This is a genomic window from Humiphilus diazotrophicus (assembly GCF_059726315.1).
In genome coordinates this window covers 2,275,388-2,295,833 of record NZ_AP040870.1, presented here as the reverse complement: position 1 = coordinate 2,295,833, position 20,446 = coordinate 2,275,388, and the positions used below count along the sequence as shown (strand labels likewise).

The 20,446-nt window shown below is 51.2% G+C and carries 13 protein-coding genes and 1 tRNA gene; 7 read left to right on the top strand and 7 right to left on the bottom strand.

Annotation, left to right across the window (positions count from 1 at the left end; translation table 11 throughout):
• The first annotated feature begins 177 nt into the window (after window positions 1-177).
• The 6 genes from AC6I7T_RS10570 to AC6I7T_RS10545 all read left to right on the top strand — a co-directional run bounded on the left by AC6I7T_RS10570 (window position 178) and on the right by AC6I7T_RS10545 (window position 8,378).
• Window positions 178-1,407: a Gfo/Idh/MocA family protein gene (locus AC6I7T_RS10570; protein WP_497793353.1), complete on the top strand. Its 1,230-nt coding sequence runs from the start codon at window positions 178-180 to the stop codon at window positions 1,405-1,407.
• Window positions 1,408-1,533: 126 nt separating this feature from the next.
• Window positions 1,534-2,565, top strand: a complete 1,032-nt coding sequence (locus AC6I7T_RS10565; protein WP_497793352.1) for an FAD:protein FMN transferase — start codon at window positions 1,534-1,536, stop codon at window positions 2,563-2,565.
• Window positions 2,558-3,793 (top strand): Gfo/Idh/MocA family protein, encoded by a 1,236-nt coding sequence (locus tag AC6I7T_RS10560; RefSeq protein ID WP_497793351.1) that lies wholly within the window; start codon window positions 2,558-2,560, stop codon window positions 3,791-3,793. Before AC6I7T_RS10565 ends, AC6I7T_RS10560 begins: the two co-directional genes overlap by 8 nt.
• A gap of 826 nt (window positions 3,794-4,619) precedes the next feature.
• The gene (locus AC6I7T_RS10555) at window positions 4,620-5,528 is read left to right on the top strand and encodes a glycoside hydrolase family 43 protein (RefSeq protein ID WP_497793350.1); all 909 of its coding nucleotides are present in this window, start codon (window positions 4,620-4,622) and stop codon (window positions 5,526-5,528) included.
• Window positions 5,529-5,999: 471 nt separating this feature from the next.
• Complete coding sequence (locus AC6I7T_RS10550; protein ID WP_497793349.1) at window positions 6,000-6,449, top strand: hypothetical protein; 450 nt, start codon at window positions 6,000-6,002, stop codon at window positions 6,447-6,449.
• A gap of 1,695 nt (window positions 6,450-8,144) precedes the next feature.
• Window positions 8,145-8,378, top strand: a complete 234-nt coding sequence (locus tag AC6I7T_RS10545; RefSeq protein ID WP_497793348.1) for a hypothetical protein — start codon at window positions 8,145-8,147, stop codon at window positions 8,376-8,378.
• Between the two features lie 261 nt (window positions 8,379-8,639).
• On the opposite strand, the gene AC6I7T_RS10540 is transcribed toward AC6I7T_RS10545, so the two are convergent.
• The 7 genes from AC6I7T_RS10540 to AC6I7T_RS10510 form a co-directional block, all read right to left on the bottom strand.
• Window positions 8,640-8,716, bottom strand: a tRNA-Met gene (locus AC6I7T_RS10540).
• Window positions 8,717-8,846: 130 nt separating this feature from the next.
• Window positions 8,847-9,512, bottom strand: a complete 666-nt coding sequence (locus tag AC6I7T_RS10535) for a peroxiredoxin-like family protein (RefSeq protein ID WP_497793347.1) — start codon at window positions 9,510-9,512, stop codon at window positions 8,847-8,849.
• A 141-nt stretch (window positions 9,513-9,653) separates the two neighbouring features.
• A complete protein-coding gene (ffh, locus tag AC6I7T_RS10530) occupies window positions 9,654-11,045 on the bottom strand; it encodes a signal recognition particle protein (protein WP_497793346.1) in 1,392 nt (463 codons plus the stop codon).
• 70 nt (window positions 11,046-11,115) lie between these two features.
• A complete protein-coding gene (locus AC6I7T_RS10525; protein ID WP_497793345.1) occupies window positions 11,116-12,099 on the bottom strand; it encodes an aldo/keto reductase in 984 nt (327 codons plus the stop codon).
• Between the two features lie 157 nt (window positions 12,100-12,256).
• A complete protein-coding gene (locus AC6I7T_RS10520; RefSeq protein WP_497793344.1) occupies window positions 12,257-12,775 on the bottom strand; it encodes a DinB family protein in 519 nt (172 codons plus the stop codon).
• Between the two features lie 48 nt (window positions 12,776-12,823).
• Window positions 12,824-15,742, bottom strand: a complete 2,919-nt coding sequence (locus tag AC6I7T_RS10515; RefSeq protein WP_497793342.1) for a ligand-binding sensor domain-containing diguanylate cyclase — start codon at window positions 15,740-15,742, stop codon at window positions 12,824-12,826.
• A 278-nt stretch (window positions 15,743-16,020) separates the two neighbouring features.
• Complete coding sequence (locus tag AC6I7T_RS10510; protein ID WP_497793341.1) at window positions 16,021-17,433, bottom strand: serine hydrolase domain-containing protein; 1,413 nt, start codon at window positions 17,431-17,433, stop codon at window positions 16,021-16,023.
• A gap of 173 nt (window positions 17,434-17,606) precedes the next feature.
• Between AC6I7T_RS10510 and AC6I7T_RS10505 the strand changes: the two genes are divergently transcribed.
• Window positions 17,607-20,255: a glycosyl hydrolase 115 family protein gene (locus tag AC6I7T_RS10505; protein ID WP_497793340.1), complete on the top strand. Its 2,649-nt coding sequence runs from the start codon at window positions 17,607-17,609 to the stop codon at window positions 20,253-20,255.
• Window positions 20,256-20,446 lie beyond the last annotated feature (191 nt).

Sequence of the window (20,446 nt, the reverse complement as noted above, 5' to 3'; positions counted from 1 at the left end):
GTCTGCGGTTGACACAGAAAGCGAAATGTCTATTCTTCTTATGCTCCAGAAAGTAGGGAGACAAACCCTATTGAGAACCTGTAATATTTGTTGTTTCACCGAACGAAGTTCGAAAACTGGTTTTGAAGAACGAACTTGGCTTGGTCCGGTTCCATAAATCATTGTGGGGTAATGTAGATGCCTTCATCTTCTTTTCAGCGTCGTCAGTTTTTACAGTCCTTCGGTCTTGCGGGGATTGCAACCGCTTTGCCAGCTTTTGGACAACTTGGCAGTGCGGGCTTCGGCACGGGGCACATTCTGCATGAGGTAGCTATGCCGGATACTCCTGCCACTGACACGCCCAAGCATTCGATCAAGTTTGCCGTGTGCGGTATTAGTCATGACCACATCTACGGTATGACGGAGGCTATCAAAGAAGGCGGAGGCGAACTGGTAAAGCTCTGGGGCAGCGAACCGGAGAAAGTGGCAGCTTTTAAGAAGCGTCATCCCGAAGTTGTAGTGGTGGACAGCCAGGAAGCCATCGAGCACGATTCTTCTATCCAGCTTGTTCTTAGTTCTCAAGTGGCCAACGAACGCACTCCAATTGGTTTGCGCATGATGAAGGCTGGAAAAGATTTCCTGTCGGATAAGCCGGGAATAACCACTCTAGATCAATTAGCCGCAGTCAGGAAATGTATCGCGGAAACCGGACGCATCTTTGGAATTATGTACTCTGAGCGCCTTAGTGTGAAGGCAGCGGTCAAAGCCGGTGAACTGGTAAAGGACGGCGCAATAGGGCAGGTGATTCAGACTATCAATATCGCTCCTCACCAAATTGTTCAGGGGTCTGGAAGTGTGATGGGGAGCAAAGGGAGCAACGGGGGCCGGCCGGATTGGTTCTGGAATGATGTCCAATTCGGAGGAATTCTTTGCGATATCGGCTCGCATCAGCTCGATCAGTTCCTTTACTACACCGGCAGCACAGAGGCTGAGGTCGTAGCTTCTCAGGTGGCAAATCTGCGTCATCCGGAGCATCCCCACTTCCAGGACTTCGGCGATATGATGCTTCGTGGCAATAAGGGGTTTGGTTATGTTCGGCTTGACTGGTTTACTCCCGACGGCTTAGGCACTTGGGGAGATGGCCGCTTATTCATTCTCGGCACAGATGGTTATATGGAGCTTCGTAAATATACGAATGTAGCCGTGAGTAAGCAAGGGAACAACCTGTTTGTTGTCGATGGAAAGAATGCGAGATATATCGACTGCAATAATTTGACGTTGCCCTTTGGTTTGCAATTTGTTAGCGATGTTGTCAACCGTACTCATACTGCCCAGGATCAGACGCAGTGCCTTTTAGCCGCTGAGCTTTCGATCAAGGCCCAGCTCCATGCTACGCACGCTCATGTCGATTGGGAGAAGAAAGTTTAGCTGAATGGCGGATACTTTTTATGGGGAAAACCCTAGTGCCCGATATGTTTCTTCTTTAGGAGGTATGTATCGGGCAGTTTTCCCGCGTTCTAGATGCATCCTTCTTCTCGATGATTTCTCTACAGTATGATTCAATTCGCTCCACACTCGGCAAAGAGAACCAGTAATCTTTGGGCGCAGACTCATCCTGCCATGGGGACGGCTTTTACCATCTATCTTGATGAGAAAGAGCCTGGGCAGGCTTTAGCCTGCTTTCAGAGTGTTTGTGAGGAGCTTGATCGCATTGAGAATACCTTCAGCCGTTTTCGTGCTTCGAGTGAACTTTCACGTCTGAATCGAGAAGCTGCAGAAGGACCGGTTGTTACAGATCCGGAGGTCTTCCAGCTGTTAGCAACAGCCCTTGAGATTAGCGCGTCAACTGAGGGCGTTTTTGACATCACTATAGGACGTCTCACATCAGCTTGGGGCTTTGCATCACGACAGCCCAAGGTCCCAGAGCCGGATGTTCTGGCCACGGCCAAGGCGATGACCGGCTGGAATTTTGTAGAACTGAACCGGGAATGGCGTACCGTACAGTTCCTGAAGCCTGGAATAGAGCTCGACTTGGGCGGTATTGCCAAGGGCTATGCCGTGGATTGCGCGATTGACTTGCTGTCCTCCCTTGGCATATCGGCATTAGTCGATGGTGGATCGAGCAGCATTGCCGCCACAGACAAGACTTTCGGTCTTGGGTGGAAGATGGGAATAGCTCATCCAAACAATACATCGCAATCGCTAGGTGAATTCGATCTTGCAGGTTGGTCGGTTTCGACCTCAGGAGTGCGGGAGCAAAGTTTTGTCGAGAAAGGCCGTATTTATAGCCACTTGATCGATCCCAAAGCTCTTGCGGATCCAGGTGCTGCAGACGGCTTCCAAGTTCTGCAAGTCACGGTCCTTGCACCGTCTTCTACGGTGGCCGATGCTTTGTCTACTGCTATGTTTTTGCTCGGCCCCGAACGTGGCAGCGTTGTCATGGAGAGATTTTCCGGTTGTGCAGCATTCTGGGTGTGTTCAAATGCTGAAGACATAATTTGTAGGGCATTTCGGTGGCCTGGAGGATTTTATGAATCTAAAGGCTCTGGTTCCCCTGCAAATCTGAACGAGGGTGAAGATGGATAGACGTGACTTTATTGGACTCGCTGCTGCTGGACTTGGAGGTCTGTCACTTGGTTTGCGCGGTTGTGGTTCCCCTCAAAAAATTGCGCCCAGTGACTGGGTTCATTTAGGGGTGATTGGAATCGGCAGCCGTGGCCAACACATGATGCGCATGATGCTGCGTGTCCCAGGTGTTCGGATTGCAGGGCTCTGCGATATCTATCAACCCCGCATCGACGAAGGCCGCAAAGTAACCGGAGAGCAAACCCCGGCTTACAGCGATTATCGTAAGCTACTTGAGGCACGCGATATCGATGCGGTAATGGTTTCAACCCCTCTGGGGCTGCATGCTGAGCATGTTACGGCTGCTCTAGACAGTGGCCGCCCGGTGTATGGCGAAAAGAGCATGGGGCGTACTTTGGAGGACTGCAATCGCATTCGCGATGCTGCTCGGCATACGGGGAAGATGCTTCAGATTGGCCTCCAATATACTTATGCGCCCTGGTATCAGGAAGCGGAGAAGCGTATCCGAGAAGGCAAAATTGGAAAGGTTACTCACATCCACTCCTACTGGCACCGGAACAATAACTGGCGTCGGCCCGTGCCGAAGGATGGAGGCGCACAGTTGGAGCATCTACTCAATTGGCGGCTCTATCGTGAATGGTCCGGTGGCTTGTTTGCTGAGCTAGGCTCACATCATATTAGCTTTGTTAACAGGATTTATGGTTCATTGCCGGAATCGGCAATTGCCGACGGTGGCATCGACTTCTGGAAGGATGGTCGGGAGATTGCCGACAATGCTTATGCAACCTTGCGCTATCCCGGAGGCCAAACTTTACAGGCGAGCTACATTACAACGAACCGTCTGGAGGGCGCTCAGGAACGCGTTTTCGGAACTGGCGGAAGCGTGGTTTTGACGCATACAGAAGCTAGCTACTTTGAAGAACCCTGGTATCCAAATTCCGCAATTCCTCCTGAAATTACCATCCAGCACAAACTGATTACCGGGCCCACCTATTCGGCAGAGCAGCCATATACAGGCAAAGGGGATTGTCCGATCAAAGGGAATGCTTCGGATGCCGACTTACTAGCTTGTCGAGAGTTTATCGATTGCATTCGTCATCACCGTCGCCCCGTTGCGGACGAAAATGCTGGTTGGAGCCAAGGTGTGACAGTTGCTCTATGTAATCGTGCGATGGAGCTTGGACGTAAAGTGACGATGGCCGAGTTTCTCGGTTCTGCGACTGCATAAGGTATGGGTAGTCCCCCTCATCGAGGGGACTACCCAGATAACAAGATTTGCCAGTGCAGGCTGAAGCTTGGATGAAAACATCTTTCAGTCTATAAGCTTCGCTACACGGCCACATTTGAGGTTTGCATTGACACTGATGTTGATATCCGTGGTGTATGTCACCAAACTTGAACTGCCACAACTTGCGGAGGCCCAGCCCTCCAGCCAATGACAGCTGTAGATATCAAAATTTACAGATTCCTAGTCTGCCAATCTGGAGGCAGATTATTAATCACGTTCGCCAATATTTCCGGATTGGTTTACAAGTGTTGATCGTACACGAGAGGCGCTCGCCCACTACTAGAAGTTTCTTGCCGATCCTTCGAACTTGATTCCGGCACCTATACGCTGGGCAGATTGGGAGGGATATTACCACATCCTGCATTACGAAGGGGAACGGACTGTCGATGTGCACTAGAACATCTTTCGTAGCGCTGTGAACTCTTCAATGACTTTAGGTGCAGCTTTCTTTACGGAACGATGCATAACTGTTCTCCTGCTTCGGCCTATACCTTTGCAAACTGCTATAGTGCGCGTCTCGTGAATTAGTCTCGATTCGAGCACGGACGAAGCCGAATTATCCAAACACCGCCTGAATGGGCTGCTAATCGATTTCAAGAAAGAAAGTACAGTGACCAGAACACAACGCTGCAAATTGAATCTACGATTAATCCTCGCCTTATTTTGTACGTGTTTTTTATCGTCTGCACTCCCTGCTCAATCAGGCACATCGGATTCAACTTTTATCAACCCACTCAAAGAGTCAGGTCCAGATCCTTGGGTATTCATGTGGAAGGGTGACTATTTCTATACGAATACGACTGGCGGGAATCTGACCTTGTGGAAGACACGAGACATCACGAATCTTCGAGATGCTGAGAAGAAGGTGGTTTGGACGCCAGAGCCAGGGAAACCGTGGTCCAAAGACATATGGGCTCCGGAACTGTACCGCTGGAATGACAAGTGGTACATCTACTTCGCTGCCGATGATGGCGAGAACGCGATGCATCGCATCTTCGTGATTGAGAACTCTTCCCCCGACCCGTTGCAAGGAGAGTGGACATTCAAGGGGAAAGTCGCGGATGCCACCGATCGGTGGGCCATTGATGGCGATGTCTTCGAAGTGAATGGCCAGCATTACATGGTGTGGTCCGGATGGAAGGAGGACCATAATGGTGAGCAGGATATCTTCATTGCACATATGAGCAATCCGTGGACAATCGATTCTCCGCGGACGCTGATATCGTCTCCTCATCATCGTTGGGAAAAGCATGGTGATCTGCCTCACGGAGAGCACGTGAAGGTAAATGAGGGGCCGGAGGCTCTTGTTCACGGGAGGGATATTTTCATTGTGTTTTCAGGTTCCGGTTGCTGGACGGATAATTATTCCCTCGGAGCTCTGCACGCAGCTGTTGATTCCGATCTGTTGATGGCCAAATCCTGGAAGAAGCTATCGCATCCACTCCTGAAGACAGATTCCAAGGCGCACGCGTTTGGTCCCGGGCACAATGGGTTCTTCAAATCTCCTGACGGTAAGCAAGACTGGTTGATTTACCACGCCAACCCCGAAGCTCACCAAGGATGCGGAGGTCATCGTAGTCCGCGAATTCAACCTTTCAGTTGGAAAGAGGATGGCACTCCTGGCTTTGGAAAGCCTGTACCTGTAGGCGGGCAACTCGCTAAACCGACCAATTGAGTAGCGATGAGCAAAAAGGCTACTGGTGTAATGCTATCCTCTCGCCTCCATAAGGTGGAGGATAGCAAGGTCGTTCCTGCCTGGCTCGAAGTTAGCATTACCTGTTTTCGCAAGTAAGCCTCGACTGATGTTTTACCTAACTTTCTCGATAAATAATATATGAGAAAGTTTGGCTTCGCTTTTCTTGGGATTTTGGCTGTTTGGACAATTGCGTGTAAAGGTGATTCAAAGCCGTACCTTCACGGCTATATGTTGGGTGAGTCAGTTTCGTCGTTCGCTTCTGAATCGCATCTCATACAGAACTTCGTCAGTTCTTGCAAGGGTTCGTTGTCGGGAGACTGTGCGGCTGTTAATAAGTTCACGAATAAGAGCTATAGCGGATTTATTCATTGTTATAAAGATGACGTGAAAGAGACTGACTTCTGTAAAGGCTCGATAAGCCATTACGGATTCAGCAACGGCAAGCTCGTTGTGATTCAGGTCAAAGAACACAACACGTGGCAAAGCGCTCTGGACTTGTTGACGGCCCAATACGGCAAGCCTTCGGAGATCAAAAGCGGCAGTGGGAAGCTGGCCAATGCAAGAGAAGCGATTTGGACCAAATCCAAATACCGGCTGTCCTTAAACGGGTTTCTGAACGATCCATCGAAGAATCCCACGATTTATGCCATCCTGCAGACGCCCGAACATTATGATAAGGCGCATAAACAGCAGGAGGATTCACAAAAGACGCATGATGAAATGCTCGGCAGTTATCTTGAGACCATAAACCATCAAAAGGAGCTAAATGCAAAATTATCAGCAAAAGGCATACCTCACGATCCCCTCGCAGATTCTATTGAGAAGGGCACACTAGATATGACTGAAGTGTTGCTGGAACATGAAGTTCGGACCGACGAAAGCGCAGATGCTATTTACTAGAGTCTTTGATGTTGAGTTAAAGGCGCTATGCGCTGTCGCCCGTTTTCACTTGAAGTGAATGTCAGTGAATACGCTGGCGACTTTGGATATTCAAAACACGAGCGGATCGTTTCGCTAAAAACGTGTGACGCAAAGGTGGAAGGCGGTACCGTCTTACGGCACAGCCTTCAGAAGGTTGCGGGGCTGGATTTGTTCACAGGACCCCATTCAGAATCAGCAGTTCTCGCGGAGGTCGTGACAGCTTCAAGTACCGGACGGGTTCAAAAGGTAAACTCTTTTCATTGATCAGAGTTAGGCCAGCGGCCACTTCAATTGGCCACTCCCGGTGGGAACCGGGACGGGATTCGCTATCGTGTCTACAGCCCATATGCGAGGTTCATACTATTACTTCTCGTCGTGGTGCCAGTAGTCTGCATAGCACTACTCGCGTTTATCATGATTGCAAGTTTGCGTGGGAAGAAACGCCTGCGGGGGGTGGCTGCATTGGCTATGGTTGCTGTGATCAGCGTCTCGTTTGTTGTCATAGGGCTGCAAGATCGAATTCGTGAATCTCTAAGATGGCTTCTCTGGTCGAGTCATTTCAAAGCGTCCTTCCTAGCGTCTCCCGCTCCACAGCCGGGGAACTCAGGCACATGGAGGGGAGGCCACCGGTTTCGCGGCGGTTGCGAATGACACTTTATACTTGGTCCCGACCCCGAAAGGCGCCCTGCTCGTACCTGGCATATTCGTTTTATCGGTCGTGATTGGGATTGCAACGGGCGATTTCATTCGCTGGGGTGACTTCGTTTTGTTCACGACGTTCATCTTCGGGTTCTTCAACAATAAGTAGCCGCAGATTCTTCCGAGAAAGTCGCTTCTGGTTCCTGGTGGGAGATCGCGGACAGGATTTCCAGAATTAGCCGCGAACATCAAACATAGACTTGCAGAAGCATTGAACTAATATGACGCACGCGCACGCGGAACAGAAGAGAAGTGAGGGTTGGTTCTTGGCAAAGCGCGTGAGGCGGGTATGCCGATACCGCCCGTGAGATTCCTGGGGGGGGGAACTAGACTTCAGGATTCAATCTGGAAGTGGTGTACTAGGAATTGAGCTTCGCGAAGTGCTGTGCGACCCGCGAGTAGCGTTCATGGGACTCTTCCTGTCGCAGAAGAATCGGTACACAGAGAAATCATCGAAGACGCGCGGAAGCTTTACTATGCATTGCGAACTCAAGGCCAGTTCACGAACGTGTATATCTTTCGACCACAAGAGGCAAGAGACACGACAAACGAAAGATTGCCAGGATGCTCAAAGAATTTGTTCTATCCAGCGTTCGAGAGGAGACGCTTTCGGCAAGCCTTACCTTAAGAAAACGCCCTCCTCTCCACCTTCAGAAAGTTCACACTATTTCCGAAAATGCGCAGAAGCTCTCGCGATGGCGACACTTCCCAGAACCAGGCTTTCCGTAACGTACGAAACCTTCTATGCTCTTCGTTATGAGTAACCTATCTCGCCAAAAGCCCCACATCATACTCCTTGTTGTTTCCGTAGTTCTATTCTGTTCAGCAAGCTTATCTGGTCAAAAAACTCGCTATGGACAGGGATTGCCGAGTGTAAAAAACAGCATGGATTATCCGATCGCCTTGCACGTTTATCGTACGCATGTCCGATCTTACTGCCAGCCTCAGACTTTGAAACCTTCGTGGGAAAAGTGCATGGATGTCATCTATGCTGATGTCGCCGCAGATGGGAAGAAGTTTGAATTGCGAAGTGATACTGGTATTAATCAGGACCCTTTTCACTCCTTGGACCTGCCATTGGGGGACTATCATGCGCGATCCATAGATGGGACTTCGGGAACCAATCGCATTCAAATCGGGGACAAGTACGATTTAGTCTTACCTGACGGCAAAGTGCTCCGCTGCACCGTCACTGGTCGCTCTGAGTAAAAACATCGGTAAACTCATGTACTGTGGCACCCTGGAGTAATATCCATTTGCTCTCGCCAATTAATTTCACGATCATCACCAAGGCGCACTTCTGCAAAGCTTGTTACGAGTATAACGACTGTATATGCGATGGATCTTCGCGGGTGGCAATGTAGAAGCGTTGGTTTTTGTGTTTCAAAAGACGTAAACGAAATACGGTTTGTCGGGAACTCACGACATAAATGAAAAAGGCGGTATCGTTTCACGAAACCGCCTTCAGAATGGTTGCGGGGGCTGGATTTGAACCAGCGACCTTTGGGTTATGAGCCCAACGAGCTACCAGGCTGCTCCACCCCGCAATCTGATAGTAACAATCGAGGGGGTCTGGGTCAAACCGCAGGGTGTGGGAAACTAGACACAAATAGCAATTGCAGGCCATTGGCCTGCAATTGAAAGAAAAATCAGAAGATAATTTATTTTTTGCAGAGTCTAGAAACGGGCTCGTGTGGTCACTGAGGCCAGGACGTCGGCTGGTTCCGGACGGACACGGAAATCTGCATGTGCCTCGGCAAAGACTACCTCGCCCTGCTGGTTGATTACGTAGGTCGCAGGCAGAGGAAGCTTCCAGCTCTCGTCTCCGTTGACGAAGGGAATGTTTACCAGGATGCTGCGGTAGTAATTCTGGTGAAACGGAGGAACCTGGTAGACCAAACCGAATTGGTCGGCCAGCTTGCATCCCTCGTCAGAGAGAACCGGGAAGGGAAATAGATGTTGCTGAACCGCAAAATCATTTTGACGAACCGTCTGCGGTGAGATGGCTACCAGCAGAGCTCCACGGGAACGGATGGTTCCATAGAGGTCACGCCATGCTTCCAGCTCCGTCACGCAGTAGGGGCACCACCGGCCACGGAAAAACTTGATGATGAGGGGTCCAAGAGAGAGCATGTCCTGGCTGCGAACCTCTCTACCATTGGAATCCGGCAACGCGAACTCCGGGGCCTTAGCGCCTACAGGCAGAATGCGGTTTTCAGCTCCGGAAAGAAACAGATCTTCAATTGCCCGTTCCCCAATTGCGAGTCGCTCTTCCTGTACAAGTTCTCGCGTATTCGCTGTGATTTCGTCGAGCTGATCTTGCAATCGGGCAATGGTATCCATGATTCGTGTCCCTCTACTTCCAGGCCTAGAGCATTGTAGTCTTAATATTGGCCAGCCAGGAGTAACGAAAGAATGGCTATTCTTTCGTAGAGTAGCCATTCAAACATCCGTTCCGGCCAACACCGGAAATCAATAAACGCTCTAACGTCCAAAACCGCCGCGCATACCTCCAAGACCGCCCAGACCGCGCATTAGACCGCGTTGCAGTCCTCCACCCTTCGAGGCGGACTTGAACACCTTACGCATCTGCGCATACTGCCTCAAGAGTTGGTTTACTTCCTGGACGCTGGTTCCTGAACCGGCAGCAATTCTCTTACGTCTGCTTCCGGAAATAATCTCGTGATTATTTCGTTCGACTTTCGTCATGGAGTTGATGATTGCTTCCACGCGAACGAATTGCTTCTCGTCAACCTGATCGGCCATCTGCTGGATGCCCTGAAATGGGCCAACGGAAGGCAACATCTTCATGATGCTTTGCAGGGAACCGAGCTTACGGATTTGACGGAGCTGATCGCGGAAGTCTTCCAGCGAAAATCCATCGCCAGAGAGTGCCTTTCGGGCGAACTCTTCCGATTTCTTCTTGTCCAGCTTCTCCTCGGCCTTCTCGATGAGCGTCATGATGTCGCCCATTCCAAGGATTCGGCCAACAATACGGTCAGGATGGAAGGCTTCGAAGGCATCCGGCTTTTCGCCGACGCCGATGAACTTTACGGGCTGGCCGGTTACATGGCGGATGGACAGAGCTGCGCCACCGCGGGCATCGCCGTCCATCTTGGTCAGGACGACACCGGTTAAGGCCAGCTTTTTGTGGAATTCGTCTGCGGAACGTACCGCATCCTGGCCTGTCATAGCATCGGCTACGAAGAGGATTTCCTGCGGATTGAGCAGGCTCTTCAGCTTCTGCATCTCGACCATCAACTCTTCGTCCACGTGCAAACGGCCTGCAGTATCGACGATGAGGGTATCGCAGCCGGAGATTACGGCCTCGCGCCTCGCCTCTTTGGCCAAGCGCTCGACCAGCGGAGTCCCAGGAGCTTCGCCCTTCTGATCACCTTCATAGAGGTTGGCCTTGATCGAGGCGGCGACAACTTTCAGCTGCTCACGCGCAGCCGGGCGGTAGACGTCGACGGAGACCAGCATCGGGCGGTGGCCGCCCTTTTGCAGCCATGCAGCCAGCTTGCCGGAAGTCGTTGTTTTACCGGAACCTTGCAGGCCTGCCATCAGAATGACTGTGGGAGGCTGGGAGGCGAACTTAAACCTTGCTGTGTCTTTCCCCAGGATGACCATCAGCTCATCGCGAACGATCTTGATGACCTGCTCGCTCGGGGAGAGTGCCGTCAAGACTTCCTGACCAACGGCCTTAGTCCGGATATGCTCGATCAAGTCTTTGACAACATTCAGGTTAACGTCGGCTTCGAGCAGAGCGACACGGATTTCCCTCAGGGCCTCTCCGATGTTCTCTTCGGTGATGGTTCCCTGGCCGCGTAGGTTTTTGAATGCGCGCTGCAGCTTCTCTGAAAGGTTCTCAAACATAGTTTTCCCTCTCAGTTTACCTAAGGATTGCCGAAGAAAGGGCGAATTTAGGGCTCGCCCTCAACTTCTATTACCAACGCTGGTGGACGAGCGGTCCAATCCGCTTTTTGTAGATCCGGGTTACGGCAGTCATTATTTCGGGCGACAGTGGCGGAAGGCTCGAAGCATGGCAATTTTCTATGACCTGTTCTGGGCGTTTTGCTCCTGGAATAGCGCAGGTAACGGCGTCGAACATCAGAATCCAGCGAAGTGCGAACTGGCTCATGGCCATGTTTGGGGGAAGCAGGTCTCGCAGATGTTCCACCGCATCGAGAGCCAGATCGTAATCCACCCCGGAGAAAGTTTCTCCTACATCGAAGGCTTCTCCGCTGCGATTAAAGTTCCGGTGATCGTCAGGGGCAAATCTGGAGTCACGGCGTAGCTTGCCGCTGAGCAGCCCGCTGGCGAGGGGAACTCGTGCCAGAACTCCAATATTTTTCTTCTGCGCTTGTTCGAAAAAGAGACCTGCCGGGCGTTGCCGGAAGCAATTAAAGATGATCTGAACGGTTTTAACGTTGGGATACTCGATTGCCTTGAGAGCTTCTTCGATGCGCTCGACACTGACTCCGTAGTGACGGATCTTTCCGGCCTCTACCAGGCAATCGAGAGCATCGAAGACCTCAGGCTGGTAATACACATCGGTTGGCGGGCAGTGAAGTTGGAGTAAGTCCAGCGAGTCGGTCGCCAGATTCTGCAGACTGCGATTGACGAACTCTGTCAGATTTTTTTCGGTGTAACCGTCGGCCACGTGCGGGGAGAGCCTGCGACCGGCCTTCGTGGCAACGATAATCTCTTCTTTGCGCTCATTCTTTAGCTTTGAAATCAGCCGTTCTGAGCGGCCGTCGCCATAGACATCGGCTGTGTCCAGAAAGTTCACGCCAGAGTCGATTGCGGCGTGTAATGCCGCCATTGACTGCTTATCGTCGACCGGTCCCCAGGAGCCTCCGATAGCCCAGGTGCCAAAGCTGATCTCTGAAATCTTCCATCCTGTACGGCCTAGTGTCCGATAGTTCATAACGAGTGCTCCCCGTAGTTGGATGTACTTCGCAGCTCAGTCTCCAACATCTTTGTTTTACTGTCTACCTTACGGGATCAAATGTTCCAAGGGGAACGTCGGAGCGGTAAGACCGGATCTGCTTGGCGATACTGAGAGTAGTGTCTGAGAAGTCGATTTATCCGACTTTATGAAAATGGTAGATATCCCTGGTACCCACTTGCAGACCCAACAATTTCAGATAGAAGAAGAGTTGATATTTGTGGCTTGTGAGATGTTCGAGATTGTTGAGGAGAAGCGTAAGCATGGTTTCTCCTTCAGGAACGAAGACGGTGGGAAGAAGGCGCTCCAGGTCGCTGTCCTCGGCCAAGCTAAATCCTTCGTCTACATGTTTTGAGTAGAGGCGGATACGCTCGATTGCTTCTTCCTGATGGCAGAAATGATTGACTTCAAGCAAGCGAAGGTCGGCGATGTGCTTGAGTTCTTCCGGAAAGGCTCTGTGCATGACAGCGCAGAAGCCTCCAAAACAGCAGAGCATATGACCCAGAAGATTTCCAATAGTACTGTAGTTTCCGCTTTCATTTTCAGGCCGCCAAGTCAGATGGTCTGTTGGAATCAGAGATATCAGATGTTCCGTGCGTTCCTGGTTTTCGTGGAATTTTCTCTGTAGAGATAGAACCAATTGCTTGCTGGGCATCGTGATCTTCGGAGCTCCTGTTGGCACTCGTTCCAGCTTACATCGATATCAGGCGAATTCGATGCGATTCCGTCCGAGATGCTTTGCACGATACAGTGCTGCGTCTGAGAGATGGAGGATATGTTCTGCCCACTTCTTTTGAGGTGTCTGGCCATTCTCGGATTGCAGCCACGCAACACCGAAACTACATGTGACGACGAGATCAAAGATCTCGCCCTTCTGACTGGTAATGCTAATGGGTGCTCCAGCGATGCATCTGTGTAGCCCCTCAAGACGAATGGTGAAGTTCGGATCGCTCTGCGAATGGTGACAGGGAAAAATCAGGAGCAGTTCTTCTCCACCATAGCGTCCGACATAATCGTAGGGCCTGATGTTGGATTTGAGACGAGTTGAGACCTCTCTCAATACCTGATCTCCAGCCAGATGTCCATAGGTGTCATTGATGTCTTTGAAGTGATCCAGATCGGCAAGAATTACGGCCAGGGAAGAGTGTTCACGATGGGCGCGTTCTATTTGCTCATTCAGGATTCCGAGTATGGCTGTTCTATTGAGTAAACCGGTTAGGCCATCGTAAGTGGCCTGCCTCCGCAGTTGTTCCTGAGATAGTTCGAGCTCTGCCGTACGCTGATGAACGAGGGTCTCCAGGCGGTGTTGCTGGATGAGGAGACGGCGCGTGCGCCAGCGCCATAGGAGAAAGATAAACACCGAGATCAAGAGAAAGCATACAGCGTAGAACGTATTTGTCTGCCACCAGGGAGGGAGTATTCGGAACAGTACGATTGCCGTATCGGCAACTGCATCGAGAGTATTGTTGGTCGCCGCGATCTCAAGCCGATAGCTTCCAGGAGGCAAGGCTGTATAGCGGATATCAGGGGTCTTGGTTGTTTCCCATTTTGTATCCAGGCCAACAAGACGATATCGGTAGAACAGCGACGATGCATTTAGAAAAGAGGGCGCTCCAACGTGAAACTGAATGGATTCGCGCGACCAAGGCAAGGAGAAGAAGCGATCGTTCGGAACGATAGCTCCATCTCGCTCAATACTCGTTACGAGCGTACGTAAGTGGATGGGGTGGAAGATCTCCTCCGGACGAAGTAGATGCGTCAGCCCGTTACTTGTAGCTATCCAGATTGATCCATCGCTATCTTCCCGAATGCCATCTTGGGTAGTGTCATTCCAAATGAGCCCGCTTTCCTGATTGACCAATCTCCATTGTGATCCATTCCAGGCTGCGACTCCCCGATCAGTACCAACCCATAACCAACCACGATGGTCTTCGAGGATTGTCAACAACTCCGCGTGTGCGAGATTTGCCCCTATGGGCAGAGGCGATGCCACACTTCTTTCTCCTTCCTGCCGGATATGCCATAAGCCGCCATCTTCACCTGTTACCCAAAGTGAGTTATTCCGGGAAGCAGTAAGCAGCTTTAGATGAACATGTCCGGGGAGCCCTTGAATAACCGGTCGAGTCCATTGTTCTCGGTCATAACGCAGAAGGCCATTGTCTGAGAGGAACCAGATTCCTGCAGATTGTGTTACGGAGGCATGAGTGGCGATGCGTCTGGCATTTGCTGCGAGTGCGGAGGCCTCGTCGACACGTCTTGGTTTAGCTCCCAGCTTTGGAAGGTCGAGGACATACAGATCTTTATTTGTGCATATCCAGATTCGACCTTCATGATCGCGCACAAGATGATAGATGAGAGGCAGATCGGCAACTCGAGTCGGCTTAAGTGTACGAGCATTGATATGAATTAACGCTCCGGAGAAGGTGCCTGCCCAAATGTTGTGTCGTCCGTCTTCGACAAAGGCTCCGACTTGTCCATTGACTCCAGAGACAGCATCGCGAAGTGGCATGATCTTCTGCGTCGCTTTATCCAGAATCGCCATGCCCAAGCCGGTACCAATGTAAAGTCGGTTCTGGCTGTCGGAGAATTCTGTCCAAATCTGATCATCGGGAAGGCCTTGATGGCTGGTCCAATGTTTCCAGTTGCGATAGCCGATCCAGTGAACCAGGCCGCGTCCGGATGCTCCCAGCCATAGGTCCCCCTCCTCGTCGAAGAAGAGTTCCGTAATGTGTCCAGCACTTAGTCCATTGGCCCGATCTATGTGTTGCCACTGCAGATTGTCCCAGCGGAGGATTCCGTTATCTGCGCTCGCCAGGATGTTGCCGTTTTTATCTTCGGCTAACGGCCTTCGGGCATATACGGTGTCGAGCCTGTCGCTGGCAAAGGTCCGTTTGAGAAACCTGGCACTGTGATGAGGTAGTTCAATCAGGTTGTGCTTGCCTTGCGCCCAAATAGAACCGTTTCTGGCACGTAAGAAGGTAGACCAGGCCTCTTTCGGGACTCCTTTGGATTGATTCCAAATGTACGTTTGATGGTGACTGTATTGACATATTGTCTGCGCACAGCCCATCCAGAGATCTCCTTCTGGCGTTGCATAGATGCTTTCAATTTCGTTGAGCTGTGTGGTGACCTGTAATTCGTGTTGAGAAAAGAACGAGCTACTGCTCCAAGTTTGGCCTTGATCGGCAGACTGAAGGAGTAGCAGCTTTCGACCACTTACCAGGAGCAGCTGATTGGGACCGAAAGCCGTCAGCGAAGAGCTCATGGTGACCGAGAGCCTGTTCTTCTTGAGCGCCGGTTCAAATCTCTGCCCGAGCCAGCGATAGAGGTTCTCTCTAGTACCTACCCAGATAGTTCCGTCAGGCGCAATGTACAACTCGCTGATAAAACTTTCGGGTAATCCATGATCTGCGCCAATTGCATCGAAGTCCGAACCGGAAAAACGGAAGAGCCCATTCTCCGTGCCGATCCAAAGAAAGCCTTGCTGGTCCTGCCGGATTACAAGTGGAGATAGGTTGCTCAGCCCGTCCGGCTGTCGGTAGGAATGGAAGACATACTGCTGCCCGCAAAGGAGAGATGGCCAAAGTAGGACAAATAACGCAATGGAAAGATATCTCTTCACAAGAGGGAAAAGGGAGTAAGTAATTTATCGGAATGGATCTTCTCTCGCAATAGAACGGTAAGCCTAACCTTTTCTTCCGGAAGCTCGTTTTGGGACTGCATGGGTCAGTTCTTGCGCCAAGGTTTGCCAAAGCTATGGAAGCAGAAGAGTTATCCCCTTTCTCCGAATGGCATACCCTGTGCCATAAAAGCGAAGAGCCCCAGCATACTCTGTATGTCGGGGCTCTTCGATCTGGCTGTAGCTAATGGACTTATTTCGATTGGATTGATCGGGCGGCACTACTGTGTTGGCGCTACCAGATATTGCTCCAACTTGCCATCAGGCATTTGATAGGTCGTGATGTTCAGTCGCGTTCCGTGAAAATCCGCCTGGAAGGCATGGAACGTCATGCCGCCACGTAGCTGTTCATGCATCTGGCGGAAGCTTTGTGGCTTTCCGAGAGGCGCAAGACTGCTGGCAAAGTCGTCTAGCGCTTCCTGCGAGAAGTAGGCATTACAGTTGTCAGTGAAGAGAGCGCGGTTGATTTTGCCCTTTTGTAGATCGGCAAGGATTGCGGAGGCCTGCTCTTCCGCTTGGTTTGAGGAAGCCGATTCTCCCAGAAGCAGAGGCACTACCCGCCGGGCAATCTGCGATGCTGCGGAGATTGCATCCTGATTGGTGAGAACGGTAATTGCTGCTCCGTCTTCCGGCAGTACGATATTGTCAGAGACGAAGCCGGAGACCTCTCCTGAGTGCTCAATAGAGAGGTGTCCGAGTCTCTGCAGGACATCGACACCCAATCCGTAGCTGGTGCCCTTACCGTCTGTAAGCTTCACTTCCGAGAACATCTGCGAATACGATTCAGGTTTGAGAACAGATTTTTGGATCAGACTAATGTCCCACAGAGCGAGGTCATGTGGCGTCATTGCGAGTTCACCTGCGGCGAACATCCAACCGCGGCCTTCCTTGGGAGCAGGACGGAGAGGACCCAGAGCATGACGGTAATATCCTGTGGCATCTGCGGAAGTAAGGCGTGCTTCGTCCGTGTCGTAAACGGATGTCATCTTTAACGGTGTGAAGATGCGCTGCTTGAGGAACTCCATGAACGGTTTGCCACATACCTGTTCAACGATGCGACCGGCGATGACGAAGTTTGTGTTTGAGTACTGCCACCGTGTCCCCGGATCAAAGTCCAGGGGCTTCTGAGCCCAGGTCTTGAGAATCTCGTCGCTGGTGGTGGCCTTCAGCATCGGAGGCATTACATAGTCTTGCGGCCAGTAGTCCTGATAACCGGAGGTGTGCGACAGCAGCATTCGCAATGTGACTTCGTTGGCCCTGGTCAGCTGTGGAAGATACTTTGCAACCTTGTCGTCTAGAGAGAGCTTTCCTTCTTCCTGCAAGAGAAGCATCGCTGCTGCTGTAAATTGTTTGCTAATTGAGCCGATGGAGTAGCGCATGTCCGGGGTTGCGCTTGTCTCCGGCTGTAGCCGCGCTTTGCCGTATGCGTGCGTGTAGACCAGTTGGCCGTGCTGGATGACAGCGATGGAGGCGGAAGGAACTCCGGTATCCTTGAGGACTTCGGAAGCGGCAGCATCTATCTTGGTGCGGAGTTCAGGCCTGATGCTATCGACAGGCTGAGCCCAAAGAGAGGGAAGAGCGAGCGTAAGAACGCTGAGGGTAACAGCAGGCAGCCAGCTTTTTAATACAGCCATGCGGGAAGTCTCCTTACTTGCAGATCAAAACAAAAGAGTAATACAGCGGGCAAATGAACGGGCGAGCAGAATTGTCGAGAGAGTCCTTTTCAAAAGCCATTCCAATGGGATCTACTTGAACAGGATCCCCTAGAGATCGGCTGGAATTCCGACGAAGAGGCTTGCTTTTCGATATGTATCGCTTTTTATCCAATATGCTTTTGCTGGGTCTTGCCCTTGTATTGGGTGGCCCATTTCTCTCATCTGAAACGAAATCTGTATCACCAGACAAGACAGATGCTCGAATGGTCCTGCTCGACACCGCGATGCCTCCCGGGGCATTCGCGATTGCACAGAGCGGATCGGTCGCTCCGATTTATGTTGCCACTGAAGACAGTGAGACAGTGAAGTTGGGGGCGAATGCCTTTGCGTCGGATATCGAAAGCGTGGTGGGAAGTAAGCCACAGATTCTGTCCGCAGAAAGTGCGGAGAAGCAGCCATTTCTGATTATTGTTGGAACCCTGGGACACAGTACTTTGCTGGACCGCTTGTGTTCTGCCGGGAAACTGGATACCGCTTCGGTTCAAGGCAAGTGGGAGAGTGCCGTGACTACGGTGGTGAAAGAGCCCTTTCCCGGCGTGCGACAGGCTCTTGTGATTGCTGGGAGCGATCGTAGAGGAACGGCCTTTGCATTGTTCACGCTTTCCCGTCAGATGGGTGTTTCTCCTTGGGCCTGGTGGGCTGATGTACCGGTGAAGCATCGCCAGTCCATTGGGGTTCGTTCCGGGACATTTCTACAGCATGAGCCTTCGGTGCAGTATCGGGGAATCTTTCTGAATGACGAGGACTGGGGGCTTCGCCCTTGGGCCGCTCGAAAGATGGATCCGGAGCTGAAGAACATTGGTCCGAATACTTATGTACGCATCTTTGAGCTACTTTTGAGGCTTCATGCAAATATGCTGTGGCCTGCAATGCATCCGGGGACCTTGGCCTTTAATGCTGTAAAGGAGAATGCGCTTTTAGCCGATCGCTGGGGAATCGTGATGGGAGCTTCCCATTCCGAAGCCTTGCTTCGAAACAATGTTGGCGAATGGGATCTAAACCGTGACGGTCCCTGGAATTATCAAACCAATCGTGCAAATATTGACCGCTATTGGAAGCAGCGTCTGGTGGAGAATGGACGTTTCGATAACTTCTATACAGTTGGGATGCGCGGACTGCATGACACGGGACTCGAAGCTACCGGGTCCAAGGAGGTCAAGGCACATCTTGTCGAACAGGCCATGAGTTCCCAGCGGCAGATGTTAGGTGAAGAAGTGAATCCGGACCTTAAGAAGATTCCGCAAGTTATCTGGCTCTATAAAGAATCTATTGACTTATATCGTGTCGGAATGAAAGTTCCGGAGGATGTTACCTTAGGTTGGACTGACGATAATTTCGGGTATATCCGCCAATTGCCCAATGCGGAAGAGCAAAAACGGCCGGGCGGTTCGGGCTTGTATTATCACGTTTCCTATTGGGGGCGTCCGCATGATTATCTATGGCTTTGTACCACTCCGCCGGAACTTATTCGTGAGGAGATGACGAAAGCCTGGGATCACAAGGTGCGGAAACTCTGGATCCTGAATGTCGGTGATTTGAAGCCCTCCGAATGGGATATGGATTACTTCTTGCAGCTTGCATGGGATGAGCCTTCCTTTTCGCAGCTAAGTCAAAGGCAGTTTTTGAAGGAGTGGAGTGCCGAACACTTTCCTCCGGTTTTCACGGATCGCATTGCCGCTCTTATGGAGAAGTATTACCAGTTGAATTTTGTGCGTAAGCCGGAGTTTATGGGATTCAACGGCTACGATGACGGAGTTAAACGCACAGACTTCAATCCCTTGGCCTGGGGAGATCAGAATCAAACACGTCTGTCTGCCTGGAATACGCTCAGCGATGAGGCTGCGGCATTAGGCAAACAGATGCCGGCAGAGTATCAAGATGCCTATTTCGAGCTTGTTTCTTATTCGATTCAGGCTGCTGCCTCGCAGAATGCCAAGTTTCTATGGGCGGATCGTAGTTATCTGGATGCGTCGCGAGGCGATAAACAGAAGGCAAGTGAGGATGCCGAAAAGGCACATGCAGCGTATGACAATATTCAGCAGCTGACACAGCAATACAATTCGATAGCTCACGGAAAATGGGAAGGCATGATGTCCGCTGCGCCTCGTGAACGGCATGTGTTTGAAATGCCTCTTACGGGTGAGAACTCCGGATCTGATGTTGCTTTGCCGAAATCATGGAGAGCTGCACCCGGGAGTGAAGGTCGGACCGTATCTATGAATGCTGCCCATTTCTCCCGCAAGCACGATGGCGACAGTGCGCAGTGGAGGATATTGCCAGAGCTTGGAATATCCAATGCTTCCATGGTGTACGGCGCTCCTGGTGTGACGCCCTCGGCTAAGTGGGTTTCGAAAAAACAGCTTACTCTTTCCTCCAATGATGCCTGGTTGGAGTATGACTTCGATACGGCTGGAGATGTTGAGTCAAATCTTGCTATTCATCTGTTACCGACATTTCCAATCGACTCCGACCACAAGCTGAACTATGCGGTTATTCTTGATGGCGGTGTTCCTCAGTTACTCGATGCCAGTGGCTCCGAGGAGAGGGAAAAGAAGGTTTCTGCCTGGGAAGAAAATGTGCTACGAAATTCTGCAATACAGAACGTGGCGTTAGGAATGCTTAAATCCGGACACCATAAGCTACGCTTGGTCTATGGTGATCCTGGAGTCATCTTTGAGCACCTGGTCGTGACTTCTCCTGGAGCAGCTCCTGCTTATCCTGTTCCTCCTGAGACTCGATAGTTAGAGCAATTCCGGTTCGTGATGTTACGAGTGATCTGGAAGTTTGCTGGATCATAGATATTGGGAACGCAAGCCTCTGCCGCCCATTTCCTCAGCCATATTCTGGCGGGAAGTGGGCACTTTGATGTTGGCGTCAATTGTTTGGGGAGAACTTCTCCTTGTACGGAAAGCAGAGGTTGGCGGTTTGGGGC

What these genes read in the sequence shown, in the direction of transcription:
- AC6I7T_RS10570 (WP_497793353.1), top strand. Translation starts at nt 178, where the DNA reads ATGCCTTCATCTTCTTTTCAGCGTCGTCAGTTTTTACAGTCCTTCGGT.
- AC6I7T_RS10565 (WP_497793352.1), top strand. Translation starts at nt 1,534, where the DNA reads ATGATTCAATTCGCTCCACACTCGGCAAAGAGAACCAGTAATCTTTGG.
- AC6I7T_RS10560 (WP_497793351.1), top strand. Translation starts at nt 2,558, where the DNA reads ATGGATAGACGTGACTTTATTGGACTCGCTGCTGCTGGACTTGGAGGT.
- AC6I7T_RS10555 (WP_497793350.1), top strand. Translation starts at nt 4,620, where the DNA reads ATGTGGAAGGGTGACTATTTCTATACGAATACGACTGGCGGGAATCTG.
- AC6I7T_RS10545 (WP_497793348.1), top strand. Translation starts at nt 8,145, where the DNA reads ATGGATGTCATCTATGCTGATGTCGCCGCAGATGGGAAGAAGTTTGAA.
- AC6I7T_RS10535 (WP_497793347.1), bottom strand. Translation starts at nt 9,512, where the DNA reads ATGGATACCATTGCCCGATTGCAAGATCAGCTCGACGAAATCACAGCG.
- ffh (WP_497793346.1), bottom strand. Translation starts at nt 11,045, where the DNA reads ATGTTTGAGAACCTTTCAGAGAAGCTGCAGCGCGCATTCAAAAACCTA.
- AC6I7T_RS10525 (WP_497793345.1), bottom strand. Translation starts at nt 12,099, where the DNA reads ATGAACTATCGGACACTAGGCCGTACAGGATGGAAGATTTCAGAGATC.
- AC6I7T_RS10520 (WP_497793344.1), bottom strand. Translation starts at nt 12,775, where the DNA reads ATGCCCAGCAAGCAATTGGTTCTATCTCTACAGAGAAAATTCCACGAA.
- AC6I7T_RS10510 (WP_497793341.1), bottom strand. Translation starts at nt 17,433, where the DNA reads ATGGCTGTATTAAAAAGCTGGCTGCCTGCTGTTACCCTCAGCGTTCTT.
- AC6I7T_RS10505 (WP_497793340.1), top strand. Translation starts at nt 17,607, where the DNA reads ATGTATCGCTTTTTATCCAATATGCTTTTGCTGGGTCTTGCCCTTGTA.